Origin of the sequence: Burkholderia sp. BCC0506, from assembly GCF_902833145.1 — a bacterium.
Lineage (GTDB): Bacteria > Pseudomonadota > Gammaproteobacteria > Burkholderiales > Burkholderiaceae > Burkholderia.
Map to the genome: position 1 here is coordinate 169379 of NZ_CADFEN010000001.1, position 17742 is coordinate 187120.

Annotated in this window: 19 protein-coding genes and 3 pseudogenes; 16 read left to right on the forward strand and 6 right to left on the reverse strand. The window is 66.6% G+C overall.

What is annotated here, in order from left to right:
- Positions 1-70 precede the first annotated feature (70 nt).
- Positions 71-985 carry a LysR substrate-binding domain-containing protein gene (locus tag HWX62_RS00685; protein ID WP_175931347.1) on the forward strand — a complete coding sequence of 305 codons (915 nt, stop codon included), beginning with the start codon at positions 71-73 and terminating at the stop codon, positions 983-985.
- A gap of 67 nt (positions 986-1052) precedes the next feature.
- Here HWX62_RS00685 and shc read toward each other — a convergent pair.
- A pseudogene (shc, locus tag HWX62_RS00690) lies at positions 1053-3089 on the reverse strand (squalene--hopene cyclase).
- A 53-nt stretch (positions 3090-3142) separates the two neighbouring features.
- On the opposite strand from shc, the gene HWX62_RS00695 reads away from it, so the two are divergent.
- Positions 3143-3826, forward strand: coding sequence for a TetR/AcrR family transcriptional regulator (locus HWX62_RS00695; protein WP_175931349.1), 684 nt, complete (start codon positions 3143-3145; stop codon positions 3824-3826).
- 197 nt (positions 3827-4023) lie between these two features.
- Here the strand turns inward: HWX62_RS00695 and HWX62_RS00700 are convergent, their stop codons facing one another.
- Positions 4024-4932 carry a LysR family transcriptional regulator gene (locus tag HWX62_RS00700; protein ID WP_175931350.1) on the reverse strand — a complete coding sequence of 303 codons (909 nt, stop codon included), beginning with the start codon at positions 4930-4932 and terminating at the stop codon, positions 4024-4026.
- Between the two features lie 130 nt (positions 4933-5062).
- Here HWX62_RS00700 and HWX62_RS00705 point away from each other — a divergent pair, with 130 nt between their 5' ends.
- The 6 genes and pseudogenes from HWX62_RS00705 to HWX62_RS32945 all read left to right on the forward strand — a co-directional run bounded on the left by HWX62_RS00705 (position 5063) and on the right by HWX62_RS32945 (position 7581).
- Positions 5063-5473 (forward strand): cupin domain-containing protein, encoded by a 411-nt coding sequence (locus HWX62_RS00705; RefSeq protein ID WP_175931351.1) that lies wholly within the window; start codon positions 5063-5065, stop codon positions 5471-5473.
- On the forward strand, positions 5470-6396 hold the full coding sequence (locus tag HWX62_RS00710; RefSeq protein ID WP_347879927.1) for a carboxymuconolactone decarboxylase family protein: 927 nt from the start codon (positions 5470-5472) through the stop codon (positions 6394-6396). The genes HWX62_RS00705 and HWX62_RS00710 overlap by 4 nt, the downstream gene beginning before the upstream one ends.
- Before the next feature lie 71 nt (positions 6397-6467).
- Positions 6468-6598, forward strand: a pseudogene (locus HWX62_RS33265) (oxidoreductase); the annotation flags it as partial.
- Between the two features lie 48 nt (positions 6599-6646).
- Positions 6647-6874: a tautomerase family protein gene (locus HWX62_RS00715; protein ID WP_175931352.1), complete on the forward strand. Its 228-nt coding sequence runs from the start codon at positions 6647-6649 to the stop codon at positions 6872-6874.
- A gap of 94 nt (positions 6875-6968) precedes the next feature.
- Positions 6969-7113, forward strand: a pseudogene (locus HWX62_RS32940) (LysR family transcriptional regulator); the annotation flags it as partial.
- Positions 7114-7185: 72 nt separating this feature from the next.
- Positions 7186-7581, forward strand: coding sequence for a hypothetical protein (locus tag HWX62_RS32945; protein WP_244135908.1), 396 nt, complete (start codon positions 7186-7188; stop codon positions 7579-7581).
- Here the strand turns inward: HWX62_RS32945 and HWX62_RS00730 are convergent.
- Together HWX62_RS00730 and HWX62_RS00735 are read right to left on the reverse strand one after the other, a co-directional pair.
- Entirely contained in the window at positions 7518-8462 is a 945-nt protein-coding gene (locus HWX62_RS00730) for an alpha/beta fold hydrolase (protein ID WP_175931408.1), read from the reverse strand. The two genes, HWX62_RS32945 and HWX62_RS00730, sit on opposite strands and share 64 nt — an antisense overlap.
- A 52-nt stretch (positions 8463-8514) precedes the next feature.
- Positions 8515-9408 carry a LysR substrate-binding domain-containing protein gene (locus HWX62_RS00735; protein WP_175931409.1) on the reverse strand — a complete coding sequence of 298 codons (894 nt, stop codon included), beginning with the start codon at positions 9406-9408 and terminating at the stop codon, positions 8515-8517.
- A gap of 169 nt (positions 9409-9577) precedes the next feature.
- Between HWX62_RS00735 and HWX62_RS00740 the strand changes: the two genes are divergently transcribed.
- The 4 genes from HWX62_RS00740 (at position 9578) to HWX62_RS00755 (ending at position 13177) form a co-directional block, all read left to right on the forward strand.
- On the forward strand, positions 9578-10108 hold the full coding sequence (locus HWX62_RS00740; RefSeq protein ID WP_175931353.1) for a sugar ABC transporter: 531 nt from the start codon (positions 9578-9580) through the stop codon (positions 10106-10108).
- Positions 10101-10427, forward strand: coding sequence for a hypothetical protein (locus tag HWX62_RS00745; RefSeq protein ID WP_175931354.1), 327 nt, complete (start codon positions 10101-10103; stop codon positions 10425-10427). Before HWX62_RS00740 ends, HWX62_RS00745 begins: the two co-directional genes overlap by 8 nt.
- Positions 10428-10445: 18 nt before the next feature.
- Positions 10446-11291 carry an MBL fold metallo-hydrolase gene (locus HWX62_RS00750; protein ID WP_175931355.1) on the forward strand — a complete coding sequence of 282 codons (846 nt, stop codon included), beginning with the start codon at positions 10446-10448 and terminating at the stop codon, positions 11289-11291.
- A 320-nt stretch (positions 11292-11611) separates the two neighbouring features.
- The gene (locus tag HWX62_RS00755) at positions 11612-13177 is read left to right on the forward strand and encodes a methyl-accepting chemotaxis protein (RefSeq protein ID WP_175931356.1); all 1566 of its coding nucleotides are present in this window, start codon (positions 11612-11614) and stop codon (positions 13175-13177) included.
- A 9-nt stretch (positions 13178-13186) separates the two neighbouring features.
- Here the strand turns inward: HWX62_RS00755 and HWX62_RS00760 are convergent, their stop codons facing one another.
- Positions 13187-13594, reverse strand: a complete 408-nt coding sequence (locus HWX62_RS00760; protein ID WP_175931357.1) for a DUF3224 domain-containing protein — start codon at positions 13592-13594, stop codon at positions 13187-13189.
- A gap of 79 nt (positions 13595-13673) precedes the next feature.
- Between HWX62_RS00760 and HWX62_RS00765 the strand changes: the two genes are divergently transcribed.
- On the forward strand, positions 13674-13817 hold the full coding sequence (locus HWX62_RS00765) for a hypothetical protein (RefSeq protein ID WP_244135910.1): 144 nt from the start codon (positions 13674-13676) through the stop codon (positions 13815-13817).
- A 73-nt stretch (positions 13818-13890) separates the two neighbouring features.
- Here the strand turns inward: HWX62_RS00765 and HWX62_RS00770 are convergent, their stop codons facing one another.
- On the reverse strand, positions 13891-14721 hold the full coding sequence (locus HWX62_RS00770) for an alpha/beta hydrolase (RefSeq protein ID WP_175931358.1): 831 nt from the start codon (positions 14719-14721) through the stop codon (positions 13891-13893).
- A 167-nt stretch (positions 14722-14888) separates the two neighbouring features.
- On the opposite strand from HWX62_RS00770, the gene HWX62_RS00775 reads away from it, so the two are divergent.
- The 3 genes from HWX62_RS00775 (at position 14889) to HWX62_RS00785 (ending at position 17722) form a co-directional block, all read left to right on the forward strand.
- The gene (locus tag HWX62_RS00775) at positions 14889-15338 is read left to right on the forward strand and encodes a MerR family transcriptional regulator (RefSeq protein WP_175931359.1); all 450 of its coding nucleotides are present in this window, start codon (positions 14889-14891) and stop codon (positions 15336-15338) included.
- A 172-nt stretch (positions 15339-15510) separates the two neighbouring features.
- Complete coding sequence (locus HWX62_RS00780; RefSeq protein ID WP_175931360.1) at positions 15511-16428, forward strand: acetoacetate decarboxylase family protein; 918 nt, start codon at positions 15511-15513, stop codon at positions 16426-16428.
- Positions 16429-16471: 43 nt separating this feature from the next.
- A complete protein-coding gene (locus HWX62_RS00785) occupies positions 16472-17722 on the forward strand; it encodes a saccharopine dehydrogenase NADP-binding domain-containing protein (protein WP_175931361.1) in 1251 nt (416 codons plus the stop codon).
- Positions 17723-17742 lie beyond the last annotated feature (20 nt).

Consider the following 17742-nt stretch of genomic DNA (forward strand, 5'->3'; position numbering starts at 1 on the left):
GAAACCGATGTTCGGACAGGCAAAATGGGCTGTCCAATACAGCTTGATCAACGATCCATAATCCAGTGTTATGACCACGCCCTCGCTCAGGATTCGCCAGATCGAAGCGTTTCGCGCGGTGATGCAGCGCCATACCGTCACGCGCGCGGCGCGCGAGCTCCATATCTCGCAGCCGGCCGTGAGCCGGCTGATCGCCGATCTCGAGGAGCGGGTCGGCTTCGTGCTGTTCGAGCGGCAGCAGGGGCGCTTCACGCCGACCGCGCAGGCGCGCGTGCTGTACGAGGAGGTCGAACGCGCGTTCGTCGGCCTCGATCGCGTCGCGCAGGCCGCCGAACAGATTCGCGCGATGCGTCGCGGCACGCTGCGCGTGGCCGGCTCGCCGGCCGTCGCGCTCGACCTGCTGCCGGAGCTCGTCACGCGCTTCTCGCACGCGCACCCGGGCGTCGACATCACGCTGCTCGCGCACAGTGCGTCGACCGTCGTCGACAAGGTCGCGTCGGGGCAATGCGATGTCGGGCTGATCGCCGAGCCCGTCCCGCATCCGGCCGTGCGCGGCGAACGGCTCGCGGAGGCGGCGATGCGCTGCATCGTGCCGCGCGGGCATCGGCTCGCGCGCAAGCGCGTCGTGCAGCCGGCCGACCTGCGCGACGAATCGTTCATCTCGTTTCCGCCGAGTTTCGAGGCACGCAGCGCGATCGATCGCGTGTTCGTCGAAGCCGGCGTGTCGCGCGTGCTGTCGATCGAGGCGCAGCTGTCGCGGACGATCGTCGCGTTCGTCGCGAACGGCGCAGGCGTCGCGCTGATCGACCCGGTGACGGCCGCGTATGCGGACCGGCGCGTGGCCGTCAAGCCGTTCGAGCCGGCCGTGCCCGATCACTTCTATCTGGTGACGTCCGCGTCGCAGCCGCTGTCGATGATCGGCGATGCGTTCTGCGCGGCGTTGCGCGATGCGTTCGCGCGGATGCGGGAGAAAGAGGCCGAGTGAGTCGGCGCGGGAAGGAAATCCGTCATGGCCGCGCCGGGCGCCGTCGGGCACCGCGGCGCGTGGTCGTTCAGGCGACAGCCGTGTCGGCTGCGTCGACGGCTGCGGGCGCCGCCGCGGCAGCGCCCGCCAGCCGCCTATAGCGCGCGAGCGCCCACAGCGGGAAGTACGCGGTATAGCCGTGATACTTCAGGTAGAAGATGCGCGGAAAGCCCGGCGCATTGTGCGAGCGGTGCCACCAGAAGCCGTCTTCCTGCTGCACCGACTGCAGATACGCGATGCCGCGCTTCACCGAATCGGATTCGCAGTCGCCGAACGCCATCTGCGCGAGCAGCGCCCACGCGGTGCAGTTCGACGTGCTCTCGCCGCCATTCGTGCCGGCCAGCTTCGGGTCGAGGTAGCTGTCGTTCGTCTCGCCCCAGCCGCCGTCGGCATGCTGCCGGGCCCGCAGCCACGCGATCGCGCGTGCGATATAGGGCTGCGACTTGTCCTCGCCGGCGAGCGCGAGGCCGGCCAGCACGCTCCATGTGCCATAGAGGTAATTCGTGCCCCAGCGGCCCCACCAGCTGCCGTCGGGCTGCTGCGTGCGCTTCACGTACTCGATGCAGCGCGCGAGCGACGCGCGTTCTTCCGCGCGCTTCGTCACGCCGAAGCACAGCAGCACGCGGCCCGATACGTCCTCGGTCGGCGGATCGAGCAGCGCGCCGTGATCGGCGAACGGAATCGCGTTCAGGTACATGCGGTCGCAGTCGGCGTCGAATGCCGCGAAGCCGCCGTTGCGCGATTGCAGCCCGCGCATCCAGTCGAGCGCGCGCGCGACGCGCGGCGCATACGGGTGCGTGCCGTCCGTGTGGCGATGCGTGCGGCCGCGGCGATCGAGCATCGCGGTGACGACCGCCGTGTCGTCGATGTCCGGGTAGTACGGGTTCGCGTACTGGAACGCCCATCCGCCCGGCTCGACGTCGGCCGGGACGTTCTCGATCCAGTCGCCGCGCAGGTCGTTCACCTGCCGCCCGGCCAGCCAGTCGTACGCACGTGCGATGCGTGCATCGAGTTCGCGCAGCGCGCCGGCCGGCTCGCCGGTGTCCGGCGCCGCGACGCCGCGCGCCTGTTCGAGCGCCATCGTGCTCCACGCGGTGTCCCACACCGGCGACAGGCACGGCTGGCAATACATGCTGCCGTCCGGGCGCGTGACCAGCAGCTTGTCCAGCGCGTTTTCGCAATCGCGTCGCAGCGGATGGTCGTCCGGCTAGCCGAGCACCTGCATCATCTGGTAGCTGTACACGATCGGCGGGAAGATGCCGCCGAGCCCGTCCTCGCCGTTCATCCGCTCCGCGCACCAGGTTTCCGCATGCCGGATCGCGCGCTGCCGCAGGCGCTTCGGCATCAGCGGCTCGATATGGCGCACCGTGCGGTCGAGCGCGAGGAACAGGCGGCGCATGCCGCGCGCGGGCGGGAAGTACCGGCGTTCTGCTTCCGGCGGCGTGACGAACAGCTCGCGGATCGAGACGTTGCGCGGATTGCGCGCACGCGCCTTCAGCGAGCACAGCACCAGCAGCGGCACCATCGTCGTACGCGCCCAGTACGCGACCTTGTACATCGAGATCGGCACCCACTTCGGGAACAGCACGAATTCGACCGGCATGAACGGCGCCGCGCGCCACGGCACCTGGCCGAACGTCGCGAGCAGGATGCGCGTGAACACGTTCGCGCGCGCCGCGCCGCCGAGCCTCAGGATCGCGTCGCGTGCGCGGACCATGTGAGGCGCCTGTTCGCTGTCGCCGGCCGCCTTCAGCGCGAAGTATGCCTTCACGCTGCACGACACGTCCGGCGCGCCGTCGACGTACAGGTCCCACGCGCCGTGCGTGTCGAGCCGCTGGTTCGCGCGCAGGTAGCGCGCCATCTTCTCCTGGCGCACGTCGTCGATCTTGTCCATGAAATGCATCATCAGGATGTATTCCGCGGTGATCGTCGCGTCGGATTCGAGCTCGAAACACCAACTGCCGTCGGGCTGCTGAAGACGCACGAGTGCGTCGCGTCCACGGGCGATCGCAGTGTCGAGCGCGGACCAGGGAGAGGGGGCCGTTTTGTTCATGCGGCGGATCATACCATCCAGCCGGAATGTTTATATCGAGACGCGCGGGTGCTACCATCCGCACCATGAAAAAACGCCTCGAACCCGCGCCGCGCGACGTGTCCGCGCCCGTCGAAACGGCTGGCACGCCCGGTGTACGGGCACCGGAAGGATCATCGGCACCGGCTGCCGCCGTGGCCGGCGTGCGGCGAAAAAAAGCGCCGGACCAGGTGCGCGCGCAATTGCTGGCGGCGGCGTCGGAGATCGCGACGCATCACGGCGTGGCCGCGTTGACGCTCGATGCGGTGGCCGAACGGGCCGGCGTGACGAAAGGCGCGCTGCAATATCACTTCGCGAACAAGCAGGGGCTGCTGGATGCGCTGTTCGGACAGGCGACCGAGCGGTTCGGCGCGCAGATGGCCGCGCGGATCGCGGCGGATTCCGGCGGCGACGGCGCGGCGGCGCGCGCGTATCTGCATGCGGTGCTCGATACGGCCCATCCGGCCGCGAGTATCGAGGTGCTGCGCGTGCTGGTCGCGTCGATGATCACCGAGCAGGACACGCGCGCGCGATGGTCGGTGCCGATGCGCGAGTGGACGCGGCCCGACCCGGTGCCGCTCGGGCAGGCCGCGACGCTGATGATCTGCCGGCTCGCGGCCGACGGGTTGTGGATTTCGGAACTGCTCGACAGCGTCGAGGTATCGGCCGAATTGCGCGCGGAGATCGTCCGGCAGCTCGATGCGATGACCAAGGGCGTGTTTCCGAAGTGATGCGCGGCACGGGATCGATGTCGTCAGGCGAGAATTGGTCGCACGAGGGTGGGGTTCGACGTGCCACGCGTATCGAGGTCGTGATGGCCGATCACGTTTGCCCGGGACTCAACTCCGTTCCGTTCGATCCCGCGGCAGCGCCTGCATGGGGCATGGCCTTTCGGACGCTGCCGGCTGTTACCCACGGGCGTGACCGCTCATCCTTGCCGCGGGTTGCGTTGATACCCGGCCCTGAGCGCGTCGACCACGAGCTCCACCGCCCGCGACGATTTGCGCCGGCTCGGGTAATAGACGTGATGCCCGACGAACGTCGGGAACCAGTCCTCCAGCACCCAGCCGAGCCGGCCGGCTTCGACGTGATGCGCGACCAGATCCTTCGGCACATACGCGAGCCCGAAGCCGGCGAGTGCCGCGTCGACCATCTGATAGACGTTGTTGAACGTCAACTGCCCTTCGACGCGAACCTGCAACTCGCGGCGTCCCTTGCTCAACTCCCACGATAGCAGCGCGTTTCTGGTCGGCAACCGCAGATTGATGCAGTTGTGTTGTGTCAGGTCCTGCGGCGTTTTCGTCGCGGGCCGGGACGCGAGGTAATCGGGAGAACCGATGATCGACATCGTCATGTCCGGCGCGATACGCTGCGCGATCATGTCCTTGGCGACCTGGTCGCCGAGCCGTATGCCGATGTCGTAGCGGCCCGCGACGAGGTCGGCCAGACCATAGTCGTTCACCAGCTCGACCTTGAGCGCCGGATACCGGCGCAGCAGCGGTTGCAGCCGTGGCCACACGTACTCGTTCGCCGCATAGTCGGTCGCGGTGATCCGGACGTTCCCGGCCGGCTGGTCCGTCATCGCGCGCAGCGATTCCAGTTCCGCCTCGATTTCCTGAAAGCGTGGGGCGATCGATTCCAGCAACCGCTGGCCGGCCTCGGTCGGCGACACGCTGCGCGTCGTGCGCGTCAGCAACGGAATGCCCATGCGCCCCTCCAGCGCGCGCACCGTTCGGCTCAACGCCGATTGAGACACGCCGAGTTGCGCGGCCGCTCGCGTGAAATTGCGCTCGCGCGCGACGGTCATGAACGCCGCCAGATCGTTGAAGTCTTCCATTGATTCATGCACCACAGCATAGGCCTATGCCGATTTTGCCATCTAGTCGCATGAATTGCGAGTCATTAAAGTGGAATGGCTGGCCGCCGGAACGATCCATGCGGCACCCTTTTCGATAGAGGACGACATCATGGAACTGAAGCGCGCGGGCTCGCAGCCCTCGATCAAGGGCCCCGACGAATGGTTCACCGGCACGGTCCGGATCGACCCGCTGAACGCACCGCCGCCGCCGGCGCGCGTGTCGTGCGCCAGCGTGACGTTCGAGCCGGGCGCACGCACCGCGTGGCACACGCATCCGCTCGGCCAGACGCTGCTCGTGACCGCCGGCTGCGGCTGGACGCAATGCGACGGCGAGCCGCGCGTCGAGATCCGCGCGGGCGACGTGATCTGGTGCCCGCCCGGTCACAAGCACTGGCACGGCGCGACGTCGACCACCGCGATGACCCATATCGCGATTCAGGAAGCGCTCGACGGCAAGAACGTCGACTGGCTCGACAAGGTGACGGACGAGCAATACCTCGGTAGCGGCGCACCGCAATGAACGCGCCCGCTGCCCTGACTCCGATGCCGGCTCGAGGTCGTTGGCCGCGTCGGTCGGCGGGGCGAAAAGCGATGGACGCAACGTCAACTGACCCGAACCCGTCACCGATGTGCAATACGGCGCACGGTGACGATCGCACGCGTCGCCCGTTGCGTTTCGTCGCCGCGACGGGCCTGGCCCTGCTCGCCGCCGCGTGCACTCACATGCAAAGGACCGACACCATGCAGGAACCCTTGTCTTCCCCCGATCTGAAAGCGGTCGCCCCGGCCTTCGAGCGATACACGACGCACACCGTGTTCGACGGCCTGTGGAAGCGGCCGCACCTGTCGCCGCGCGATCGCAGCATCGTGACGCTGTCGGTGCTGATCGCCCGCGGCCAGACCGTCGAAATGCCGCTTCATGTGCGCCTCGCGCTGGATCACGGCGTGAAGCCCGCGGAAATATCGGAAATGATCGCGCACCTCGCCTTTTACGCGGGATGGGCCAATGCGAGCGCCGCATCGATCGTCGTCAAGCACGTCTATGACGAACGCGGCATCGGGCCCGATCAGCTCGCGCCGGCGGACGTCACGCCGCTGGCGCTGAACGAGGCGGCCGAGGCGCAGCGCGCACGGACGGTCGCGGAAAACTTCGGCGCCGTCGCGCCGGGCGTGGTCGAGTACACGACCGATGCGCTGTTTCGCGACTTGTGGCTTCGCCCGGGGCTCGCGCCGCGCGACCGCAGCCTGGTGACGGTGAGTACGCTCGTCGCCAACGGCCAGGTGGCGCAGATCCCGTATCACCTGAACCGTGCGATGGACAACGGGCTCACGCAGGCCGAGGCATCCGAGGCGTTGACGCAACTGGCGTTCTACGCGGGATGGCCGAACGTCTTTTCGGCGATGCCCGTGTTCAAGGACGTGTTTTCACGGCGCGCGGCGTGACGCGCGCGCAACTGAAAGCGAGGCACGTCATGACCGACAACATCGATGGCAAAGTCGTCGTCATTACCGGCGTGAGCAGCGGCCTCGGCGAAGAGACCGAGCGATATCGGCGTTCGCGCGCGCGGTGGGATACGCGATGAGCCGGCCCGACGACGTGGACATCAACGAAGTGCTGTTCCGGCCCACGAATCAGGCCTATTGAGTACGGCCGCGCGCATGCGGCCGTTGTCGAGTGTCGGAGAAGAACGCTATGCCCCACATTATCGTCAAAGCGTGGCCCGGGAAAACCGAGGAGCAGAAGCAACGTCTGGCGGACGCCATCACGCGCGACGTGATGGCGATACTCGGTTATGGTCAGGAGTCCGTGTCAGTCGGCTTCGAGGAAATTTCCTCGGATAGGTGGAAGGAAGAAGTCTATCGTCCGGATATCGAGGCGCGTGCCGCAACGCTGTACAAGAAACCGGGCTACCGGATGTAAGCGCGCATCGCAGGCACGCCGGTTTTGACTCGGGTAGCTTTGCAAGTACCCGTGCCGAAGCCACCATGAAGTGCGGCTGCGCCTATGTCGACGCGGCGCGCTCGTCGAGGTGTTGCCGGGGACTTGCGGCCCGAGCCGCTCGCAGCATCGCTCGTCGTCGCGCATCGGCGCAACCTTTCGCCGTGCGTGCGGGCTTTCATGGACTGATTGGGGGCGTATTGGCGCCGTATCTGGATTAACAGGGTAGGGGCGACGTGTCGGGGGATGCGGTCCGTTGGCGTTATGCAAACTTGCCGACATCCGCGGCTTCCTTGACGAATCGTCCGGTCGCCAGCAGCCGCCTGTTCGATGTCAGCGACGATGGCCCGATTGTTGACCGGCGCGGTCCCGCACCATCCCCAGAGATCGTCGTCGATTTCATAGTGGCCGCGGGCATACGACCAATAGCTGAAATAGCGGTCCTGCGACCCGGCGATCTGCGGATCGTCGAGGCCGTCCGGATGCGCGAGCCGGACGGAATGCAGCGCATCCCGGAGCATGGCGGCGACGTCGGGAAAGTCGGCTGCACGATGGTCGTCGAGTATTTCGAGCAGCAGATCGCTACTGTGATAAGCCGGTCGAACCCGGAATCGAATCATGTGGATCATCGCTCCGTTTTTTGTTGCGGAAACGCGTGGCGCGCGCACCGATCGTCTGGCGATGCCTGAACGAACGCCCCAATGGCTTCCACCACACCGCTTGCCAAAGGAAGATCCGGGTTCGCATAGGCGGCCAGGTTGTCGTCGAGCGTGTCCGTGTGAACGGTCTTGAGCACATGATTGGCATTGGCGACGATCGTCAGCCTCGCGCCTGGACTCGCGTCCTTCAACCGTTGCGCGTCCTGCACGCCCACCTGAATATCGCGCGCGCCCTGCACGATCAGCACCGGCTTCGTATAGCCGGCCAGGAGCGCGGCCGGATCGATCGCCAGTTCGCTCATCAGGAATCGCTGAACCTGCGGCCTGAACAACGGCATCAGCGCGGGATCGATCGCGGCCGCATCGACCGTCTTCCCGGCTTCGAGCGATGCGAGTATCGACAGCGCGTTGCCCAGAACGGCGGCATTCGCGGGGTTCGACCGCAGTTGCTGCGCCAATACCTGTCCGAGCGGCCGTCCCGGCGTGGACACGAGGATCAGGCCACGGATGCCGGCGGCTTGCCGCGCCGCCGACAACGCGACCCATCCTCCCTCGCTATGCCCCAGCACCCATACGTGGCGTGCACCGGTCCGCGCCCGGATGGCCGCCACCCACGCGCGGACGTCAGCCGCGTAGTCGTCGATCGTGACGTCGTCCGCATCCGCGACCGCCGACGCGCTGCCGTACAGGCCGCGCTTGTCGATGCGAACCGACGCGATGCCTCGCTCGAGCAATCCTTCGGCAAGCAAACGATAGGTCGATGCCTGAATACCGTAGGGATTGTTGCCGTTGCGGTCGGTCGGACCCGATCCCGGCACGATCAGCACGACGGGAACATCGCCTGCCGCCGGAGACAACAGCGTGCCTTTGAGTGGGCCGTCAGGCCCGGGTGCTTCGATTTCCGTCTGCATCGTCTGTGAAGGATTTGTCTGATTCGTGTTGCGATGAACGACAGGCACGGCATCAACGCGCCAAACCTTGCGCCTCGCCAAGCAACCACTCCGCGAACGCCCGCACCGGCGCCGCGCTCAATTCGACCGGCTCGGGCAGCACGAGGCAGAAGTTTTTCGTCACCGCCTGGCCGTCCGGCCAGGGCGCGACCAGCCGCCCTTGTTCAAGCTCGGTCCCGATGTAAAGGCGCGGCACCAGTGCGACACCGAGGCCGGCCAGCGCGGCCTCGATCAGCATCGAGTGCAGATCGTAGCGCGGGCCGACCGCCGGATTGCTCAGCGCGATGCCGGTCTCGTCGGCATAGCGCTGCCACGCATCCGGATTCTGCCGCCGGTGAAGGCGCGGCAGCGCGTCCAGCGACGGATTCGCGCCCACGCCGTCGAGCAGCGCCGGGCTGCAGACGGGCACCAGCACCTCCTCCAGCAGCGGATGCAGATGCACGCCGGCCCACGCCGGATGCGCGAAATGAATGGCCGCGTCGAACCCGCTGCCGGCCAGCAGGAAGGGTTCCATCCGTTCGGCGATATGCACGGTGATGTTCGGATGGCGATCCTGAAAGCGCTTCAGCCGCGGAATCAGCCAGCGGGTCGCGAAGGTCGGGATCGCGGCGATGTCGATGCTCGCGCCTTCCGCGGGCTGCCCCATCAGATACAGGCTGTCCCGCTCCAGCCGATCGAGGATCTCGCGCACCTGCACCGCGTATCGCGTGCCGTTGGGCGCCAGCCGCACCCGGTTGCCGACGCGCTCGAACAGCGTCACGCCGAGGAACGCCTCCAGCCGGCCGATCTGGCGACTGACGGCGCCTTCGGTGCGGGCCAGCTCGTCGGCGGCGCGGGCGAAGCTGCCGTGTCGGGCCGCCGCCTCGAAGGCCAGGAGCGCGGAATTGCTCGGGATCTTGCGTCGCATCGGGGTCTCGTCGATGAGTGCGCGTTCGACCATCAGCTTGATCAAATATCACTGAAGGCTGAATTTAAGTCGATATCTGCGCGGGAAACGGCAGATTAGCATTACGTCACTGCACTGAATATCCCGCATTCGAAGCGCAGGATGCGCATCCGTCACGAAGGACAACCCGATGATCTATACCGTGGAATGCAGCTTCGCCGACCCTGCCAGCGAAGCCGAATGGAACGACTTCTACAGCCTCGAGAAACTGCCGGCCCTCATCTCGGTGACCGGTTTTCACACGTCGCAGCGCTTCAGGGCGATCGGCGCCGGTTGCCCCGTCTATCTGGCCGTTCACACGATCGACGGTCTCGATGTGCTGACGGGCGACGAATATCGGCAGAAGGGCGGCGGCAATTTCGCACGGTGGCAGCCGCACATCACCGACTGGCACCGCAATCTGTACGGCGATATCGGTCGTGCGCCGGCAGTCGACGCCGACGAACTGCTCGTGCTGAGCGCGAGCGGGCCGGACGCGCTGATCGGGCTGGGCCTGAAGCCGCTCGCCATGCAGGCCGTGGCGCTGGCGCAGTGTCCGGCGCGCCGCTGGCTCGCGGTCCTGCCGCGCAGCGACGCCCCGCTTGCCGGGAACGTGCCGGCCGGCCTCGACCTGTACGCACCGATGACCGCGCAACTGACGAAGCAGGCTCGCGATGCCTGACGTGACTTTCCATATCGATGCCGAGCGCATGCCGCCCGACGCGTGCCTCGCCGAATTGTCCGCCGACTGCGTCGAACTCTGTACGGATGTCCTTCAGGCGAAAGTCGGGAACGTCCACGTGATTTACGTGGCGGTTCGGCATGGATGCGGGCATCCCGTGTTCGCGGAAATCCAGTATCGCGACGCGGCGTTTCGCCCGCCCGCGGTCATGAACGCGTTCATGGAGGCGCTCGATCACGCCATCGTTGACCGCACGGGCCTGACGGCGCGCATCCGTTGCTTCGGTCATGCCGCGCCGAACATTCACGCCCGAAACTAGCCGTCGCGGAGAAGCACGATGTCCGACGTTACGTTTCCCGGCCAGCGTGTCGGGGATTTCACGATCACCGCGATCAGCGACGGCTACCTCACAGCCAGCCTCGATTTCCTGTCGAATATCGACGTATCCGACGCTACCGCGATGCAGCGCGCGGCCGGGCAGCGGGAGCCGTCCGCCGTGCACATCAATTGCTACGTGGTGCGCGGCGCGGGCCGCACGATCCTCGTCGATGCAGGGGCCGGCGGCATCAGGCAATGGGGCGGCCGCCTGATGGACAATTTGCGGCTCGCCGGCATCGACGCCGCCGCGATCGACACCGTCCTGCTCACCCACGCCCACCCCGACCATGTCGGCGGCCTGGTGAACGCCGCCGGACACGTTGCGTTCCCGAATGCGGAGCTGGTCGCGCATCGACGCGAGGTCGAATTCTGGCGGGACGACGGCAACCTGAGCCGCGCCAGCGAGCGCGCCCGCGGCAATTTCCGGATCGCACGCCAGATATTCGACGCTTACCGCGACGCGCTCCGGACCTTCGATGCCGGCGAGGTGCTTCCCGGAATCTCGGCCGTACCGCTACCGGGGCATACCGACGGACATACCGGATACCTGCTCGAATCCGGCGACCGGGGCTTGCTCGTGTGGGGCGACGTCGTGCATTTTCCGCACATCCAGATCAAGCGGCCGGACGTGTCGATTGCGTTCGATCAGGATGCGTCGCAGGCGGCGACGACGCGTTCGTGGCTGCTGGACCGGGTCAGCGCGGAAGGGCTGCTGATCGCCGGCATGCATCTGGGCGAAGCCGGGTTCGCGCGCGTCAGGCGAACGAACGGCGAATACGGCCTGTGTTACGAGACCGACGCGTGACGCGATGCACGGAAGCGACCGGCGGGCGATGGTGAAGGATGCGTGGGGAAACGTTTGGCGGAGCGCCACGCATCGTCGCGACCTGTCGGCCGACGAGACGCACGCCACGCGCGGCGACGGCGGCTGGCCGCGCTGCTTCCGGTTTCCCTCTGTCGCAATCGTCAAGATTCGCGTCGCGTACGGATAAAAGCCGCCCGTTCCCTGCGCCGTTAACCCGTTCGCAGCCCCGCGCCGCGTGCGTATTGCGCGACGGCCCGCGTCGTTCGTGTTCCGGAATTCACCTCCGCCGCTGGCCGTGCCGGCCGGCTCAAGGGAACGTCATGCGAAAACAACTCACTATCCGTGGTGGTCTCGTCGCGACCATCGCCGGCTATACCGTGCTGCTCGTGCTGGTGGTCGGTGCCTGCATCGCCGCCCTCTACACGGGTAACGGTTCGCTCGAGGCGATGTACCGCGACGATACCGCGTCGCTGCTGCACCTGAAGACCAGCTCCGAGCGGATGCTCGTGCTGCGCGAACGCATGAGCGACGTCGCGCAGATCATCAGTGCCGGCCAGCCGGCGAAGGACGAAGTCGCGCAACTCCACACGCTGCTCAAGCAGAGCAACGACGAACTGGACGCGTACACGCGTCTGCACGCGCGCGACGCGAGCGAGCAGGCGCTGTTCGACACGCTGCAGAGCCGGCGTCGCACGCTGCTCGACAGCGTGTTCCTGAAGGCGCTGTCGCAGCTCGACGGCGACGACGCATTCAACTTCCTCGACACGCAGCGCACCGCGCCGCCGGCGCTGTTCGCCGCCTATCAGGCGGCGATCGACGCGCTCGAAGCATTCCAGGTCACGCGCCAGAAGGCCCGCTACGATGCGGCCGGCGTGCAGTTCCACCGGATCGTGTGGGGGATGGGGGCGGTCGCGGCGCTGGCGCTCGTCGTCGGCTTCGTGGCGCAGCGCGTGCTCGCGAAGGCGATCATCGAGCCGATCAACGTCGCGGTCGACCAGTTCGAGAAAATCTCGAAAGGCGACCTGACCGGCACCGTCGTCGTGCCGGGCGAGAATGAAATGGCGTATCTGCTGAATGCGCTGAAGCGGATGCAGGACGGCCTCGTCGATACCGTGAGCCAGGTGCGCGCGAGCACCGAGACGATCGTCGGCGACGTGCGCACGATCGCGAGCGGCAACGTCGACCTGTCCGCGCGCACCGAGCAGCAGGCCGTGTCGCTGCAGCAGGCGGCCGCGAGCGTCGAGCAACTGACGGCGGCCGTGCGGCAGAACGCGGACAACGCACGCGACGCGCGCACGTACGTCGAGGGCGCGGCCGGTATCGCGTCGCGCGGCGGCGAAGCGATGCAGCGCGTCGTCGAGACGATGTCGGAAATTTCGCAGAGCTCCACGCGCATCTCCGGCATCGTCGGCGTGATCGAAAGCATCGCGTTCCAGACGAACATCCTCGCGTTGAACGCCGCCGTGGAAGCCGCGCGCGCGGGCGAGCAGGGGCGCGGTTTCGCGGTCGTCGCGACCGAGGTGCGCGGGCTGGCGCAACGCTGCGCCGCGGCAGCGAAGGAAATTCGCGACCTGATCGGCCATTCCGCGCGACGCGTCGAAGACGGCAGCGGCCTCGTCGCGCGGGCCGGCTCGGCGATGACCGAGCTCGTCGCGGCGGTCGAGCGCGTCAACGCGATCATGAGCGAAACGAGTCAGGCATTCGACGAGCAGTCGTCGGGCATCGAGCAGGTGAACGCCGCGGTGATCCAGATGGAACAGACGATGCAGCGCAATGCCGCGCTGGTCGAGGAGGCGGCGGCCGCGGCGCTGTCGCTCGACGAACAGGGCGCGCGGCTGAGCGCGGCCGTCGCGCAGTTTCGCTTGCGCGAAGCGGCGCTCGCGTGACGTGCGCGCTTATTGCGGCGCGTCGGGCAATGCGTAGTCGAAGCGGTACGCATGCTGGCCGTTGTCGATGTCGATGAGCATCGAGCCGGAGAGCCCGAGCAATTCGTCCGTGCCGGAATCGGGCACGACCGTGATCGACTGCACCGGCTGCCCGCGCGTCATCGTCGAGCTGTGCTGCAGGACGAAGCTGCCCTTGCGTCCGCCGAGCACGCCTTCGACGGTCTCCATCGCCACGTAGCCGGCCGAACCCTGGACGCTGCTGCGAAACGCGAGCATTTCTCCGTGGCTGACGGCTTCCAGGTCGCCGTGAAAATGCTTGTCCAGCGACATGCGGCCAAGCCCGCTGTTTTCCGCGACGTGACTCAGGGGTTCCGGATTGAGCTTCACTTCGAACGGACCGCTGGCCTGCAGTTTCATTGCTGTTCTCCTCGTTGAATGGGTACTGCGCACTATAAGCCAACGCGATCGTCGCCCGATCGATAAAGCGTCTTTAACGATGACTGAAGAAACGCCCAACCTGCTCGCGTGGCGCGAGCGGGTGACCGCGCGTCCCGCGGCGCGGAAAGTGGCCGGTGCGATGGCTGCGGATCTGGCGTCGATCGGCGAGGCGGTGCCCGATTTTCCTCATGGAACCCGCTAGCTGCGTGTGCCAGCCGTTCCATGCGGCCTTCAACCTGCGTTCAGGCTGAAGGCCGTGCCGGCATCCGCCGCGTTCAGCTGCGGATGAACGCGAGCAGATCGGCGTTGATCGTGTCGGCGTTGGACGTGGGCATCCCGTGCGGGAAACCCGCGTAGACCTTCAGCGTGCTGTTGCGCGCCAGCTTCGCCGACAGGAGACCGGAATCCGCATACGGAACGATCTGGTCGTCGTCGCCGTGCATCACGAGAACGGGAATCGTGGTGCGTTTCAGGTCTTCGGTGAAGTCGGTCTGCGAAAACGCGACGATGCCGTCGTAGTGAGCTTTCGCGCTGCCCATCATGCCTTGCCGCCACCAGTTCCAGATGACGCCCTGCGACGGTGTCGAGCCCGCGCGGTTGTAGCCGTAGAACGGGCCGGCCGGCACGTCGTAGTAGAACTGCGCGCGGTTCGCCGCGAGCTGCGCCTGGAGGTTGTCGAATACGTCTTTGGGCAGACCGCCGGGGTTGCTGTCGGTCTTGACCATCAACGGCGGCACGGCGCTGATCAGCACGGCCTTGGCGACGCGATCTTCGCCATGACGCGCGACGTAGTGAATGACTTCGCCGCCGCCGGTGGAATGGCCGACGTGGACGGCACCCTGCACGCCGAGATGATTCACGACCGCGGCGACGTCGTCCGCGTAGTGATCCATGTCATGACCGTCCCAGACCTGGCTGGAGCGTCCGTGGCCGCGACGGTCGTGCGCGATCACGCGGTAGCCCTGAGCGAGGAAGAACAGCATCTGCGCGTCCCAGTCGTCGGCGCTGAGCGGCCAGCCATGATGAAAGAAGATGACCTGGGCGTCGCGCGGACCCCAGTCCTTGTAGAAAATGTCGACCCCATCTTTCGTGGTGACGTATCCCATGTCGGCTCCTGTTCGGTGGGCGATATCGATTCGTGGCGTGCTTGCGGTTGCCGCGATCGCCAGGCCGGCGCGGCATGTCGGGCGGCATCGGCCGTCCGTCCGGCTTGGCGACACCACAACTCTAGGTTTAAAGTCAGGTTTAATGTCAATGAGCAGGCGAGGCAGGTATGCGAATCGGGGAGCTCGCGAAGCTGAGCGGTCTTTCGGCATCACGGATCCGCTTTTACGAGGCTGAAGGGCTCATCACGGCCGTCGAACGCAGCGCGAACGGCTATCGCGATTACGCCGAGGATGCGGTGTGGATGCTCGAGATCATTTCGAGCGCGCAGCGCGCGGGGTTCTCGCTCGAACAGATCCGTCATCTGCTGCCGGTGAAAGCGGGCAACTGGCAGCACGACGGGCTGGTCGCGGCACTCGAACGGAAGATCGCCGAGATCGAGGCGATGCAGAAGCGCCTCAAGGAAAACAAGGCGCAGCTGCTCGTCGCGATCGACAGTATCCGGAATCGGCCGACCGAACTGGACTGTGCCGAGCGCACACGATGGGTGATGGAGCGGCTGCGCGATCACGGCGTGGTGCCGATCCGCGGCAAGGGGAGCCGGACGAAGGCCAAATGACCTGCCGGAAAGCCGCGCAACCGCAGTCAGACTTATCCCTCCAGACTTATCCCTCTATTCGGTGCCTTGACCTTAAAGTTGACTTAAAGCTTAGAGTGCTTGCCGACGACAGTGAATCGGCAGGCTTGCGGTGTTGCCTGCCAGGATCGACCCTCGACGGGAGGCAACGAACATGGACAGGCGCTTTACACAGGTCGAATTCGGGCCGCATACGGTCGACGTGCCCGAGGGTGGGTACTACGACCGGTTCCGGATGAATCCGGACCTCGACGCGGTGGCGCGCGACCCCGCCGCGGGGAACATCGATTTTTTCCGCCGGATTCCGAAGCGTCAGGTAGCGTCGCGGGTCGGTCCGACATGGGCACCGAATTTCTACTATCGCTCCAGCAGCATTCAGCTGCTGTTCCTTGCGCCGCTCGATCGCCTGCGAACCATGCTCCCGGTACCGCTCGAACCGCTTCGAGCACTCCCCGGACGCGGGCTCGTCGCGCTGACGTTTTTCTCGTATTCGGTGTGCGACAACGACCCGTACGACGAAGTGTCCGTCGCGGTGGTGATCCGCCAGCCCGGCGCGAAAGGCTCGCACGCGCTCGAGCTGGTCGACTCGATGCGGCGCCGAAATTTCTTCGCACACGTGCTGGCGTTGCCGGTCACGACTGAAATCGCGCGGGTGCGCGGCGTGCACGGCTATCAGTTGCCCAAGTGGCTCGCGGATATCGACGTGCATATCGACGCCACGGCGCGCGCGCGTATCGCCGGCCCCGGCGGGCGGCCGGACCTGAGCCTGAGCGTGCCGCTGCCCACGCTGACCGACGTTCCGTCGCAATCGCACATGGGCACGACGACGATGGTCAACTGCATCGACGGCGCATGGCATCAGTCGTCGGTGCAGACCAACATGCTGTCGTTCGCGCAGCGCCTGTTGCCGCGCAACGTCGAGCTCGTGCGGCACGGCGGGCCGCTGAGCCAGTTGCTCGACGGGCTCGGCGCATCCACCATCCTGCGTCTCGACGTGGTCAAGGATGCGCAGTTGGTCCTGAATTTGCCGACGCCGTTGACGAGCTTCGATGAACCCCGAAAGCCACGCTAACGATACGGATGCGTGCGACACGCGCGCGCCGAAGGAATCGTCCATGCCCCAACCGACCTACGATCTCGTCGTATTCGGCGCCACCAGTTTCGTCGGGCAGATCCTGGCCCGCTATCTGTCCGATTATCTGTCCGGCGCGGGCGTCGGTGAGACGCTGCGCTGGGCGATCGCGGGCCGGTCCGACGCGAAGCTCAGGCAGATCAGGGACACGCTCGGCGCGGCCGGGCCATCCGTGCCGATCATCGTCGCCGACGCGGCCGACGAAGCGCAGCTGCGGGCGCTGTGCGCGCAAACGCGGGTGGTGGTGTCCACCGTCGGCCCCTACGCGCTGTACGGCGAGCCGCTGGTCAGGGTCTGTGCGCAGACCGGCACCGACTACTGCGATCTCACCGGCGAGACGCAGTGGATCAGACGGATGATCGACAGGTACGAGCCCGTGGCCCGCCAATCGGGCGCGCGTATCGTACATTGCTGCGGCTTCGACTCGGTGCTTTCGGACATGGGCGTTTTCTTCCTGCAGCAACAGGCGCGCCAGCAGTGGGGCGTGCCGGCCGCTCACGTGAAGATGCGCGTCAAAACGCTGAAGGGCGGGGCGTCGGGCGGCACCGTGGCCAGCGTGATCAACGTCGTGCGCGAAGCGGCGGCCGATCCGGCATTGCGCCGGGCACTCCTCGATCCCTATTCGCTGTGCCCGCAAGGCCATGGCTTCACGGTGCGGCAGCATGCGGTTCGATCCGCCGAATTCGATCGCGACTGCGACGCGTGGATCGCGCCGTTCGTGATGGCGGCGATCAACGAGCGCGTCGTGCACCGCTCCAATGCGCTGGCGGGCAATGCGTACGGCAGCCGCTTTACCTACGACGAAGCCGTGATGACGGGCACGGGCCTGAAGGGGCGCGTGACCGCGCTGGCGATGGTGGCGGGCCTGGGTGCGTTCATGGTCGGTGTCCTCATCGGGCCGGTGCGCGGCCTGATGGAGCGCTTCCTGCTGCCGAAGCCGGGCGAGGGGCCGAGCGTCGACGCCCAGCAGGCCGGTCGCTACGATTTGCGCTTTTTCGGCCGCACCGACGACGGGCGAACCTTGCGCGTGAAAGTCACCGGCGATCGCGATCCCGGTTATGGCTCCACCGGCAAGATGCTCGGGCAGGCCGCCATCAGCCTCGCGCTCGATTGCAGCCGCGATGGCGTGAAGACCGGGCGCGGCGGCGGTTTCTGGACGCCCGCGACGATGTTCGACCGGCGTTTTATCGACCGTCTCGTTCGCCACGCGGGAGTGCGTTTCGACGTGATTTGAATACGAATCCTGTCGTCGGA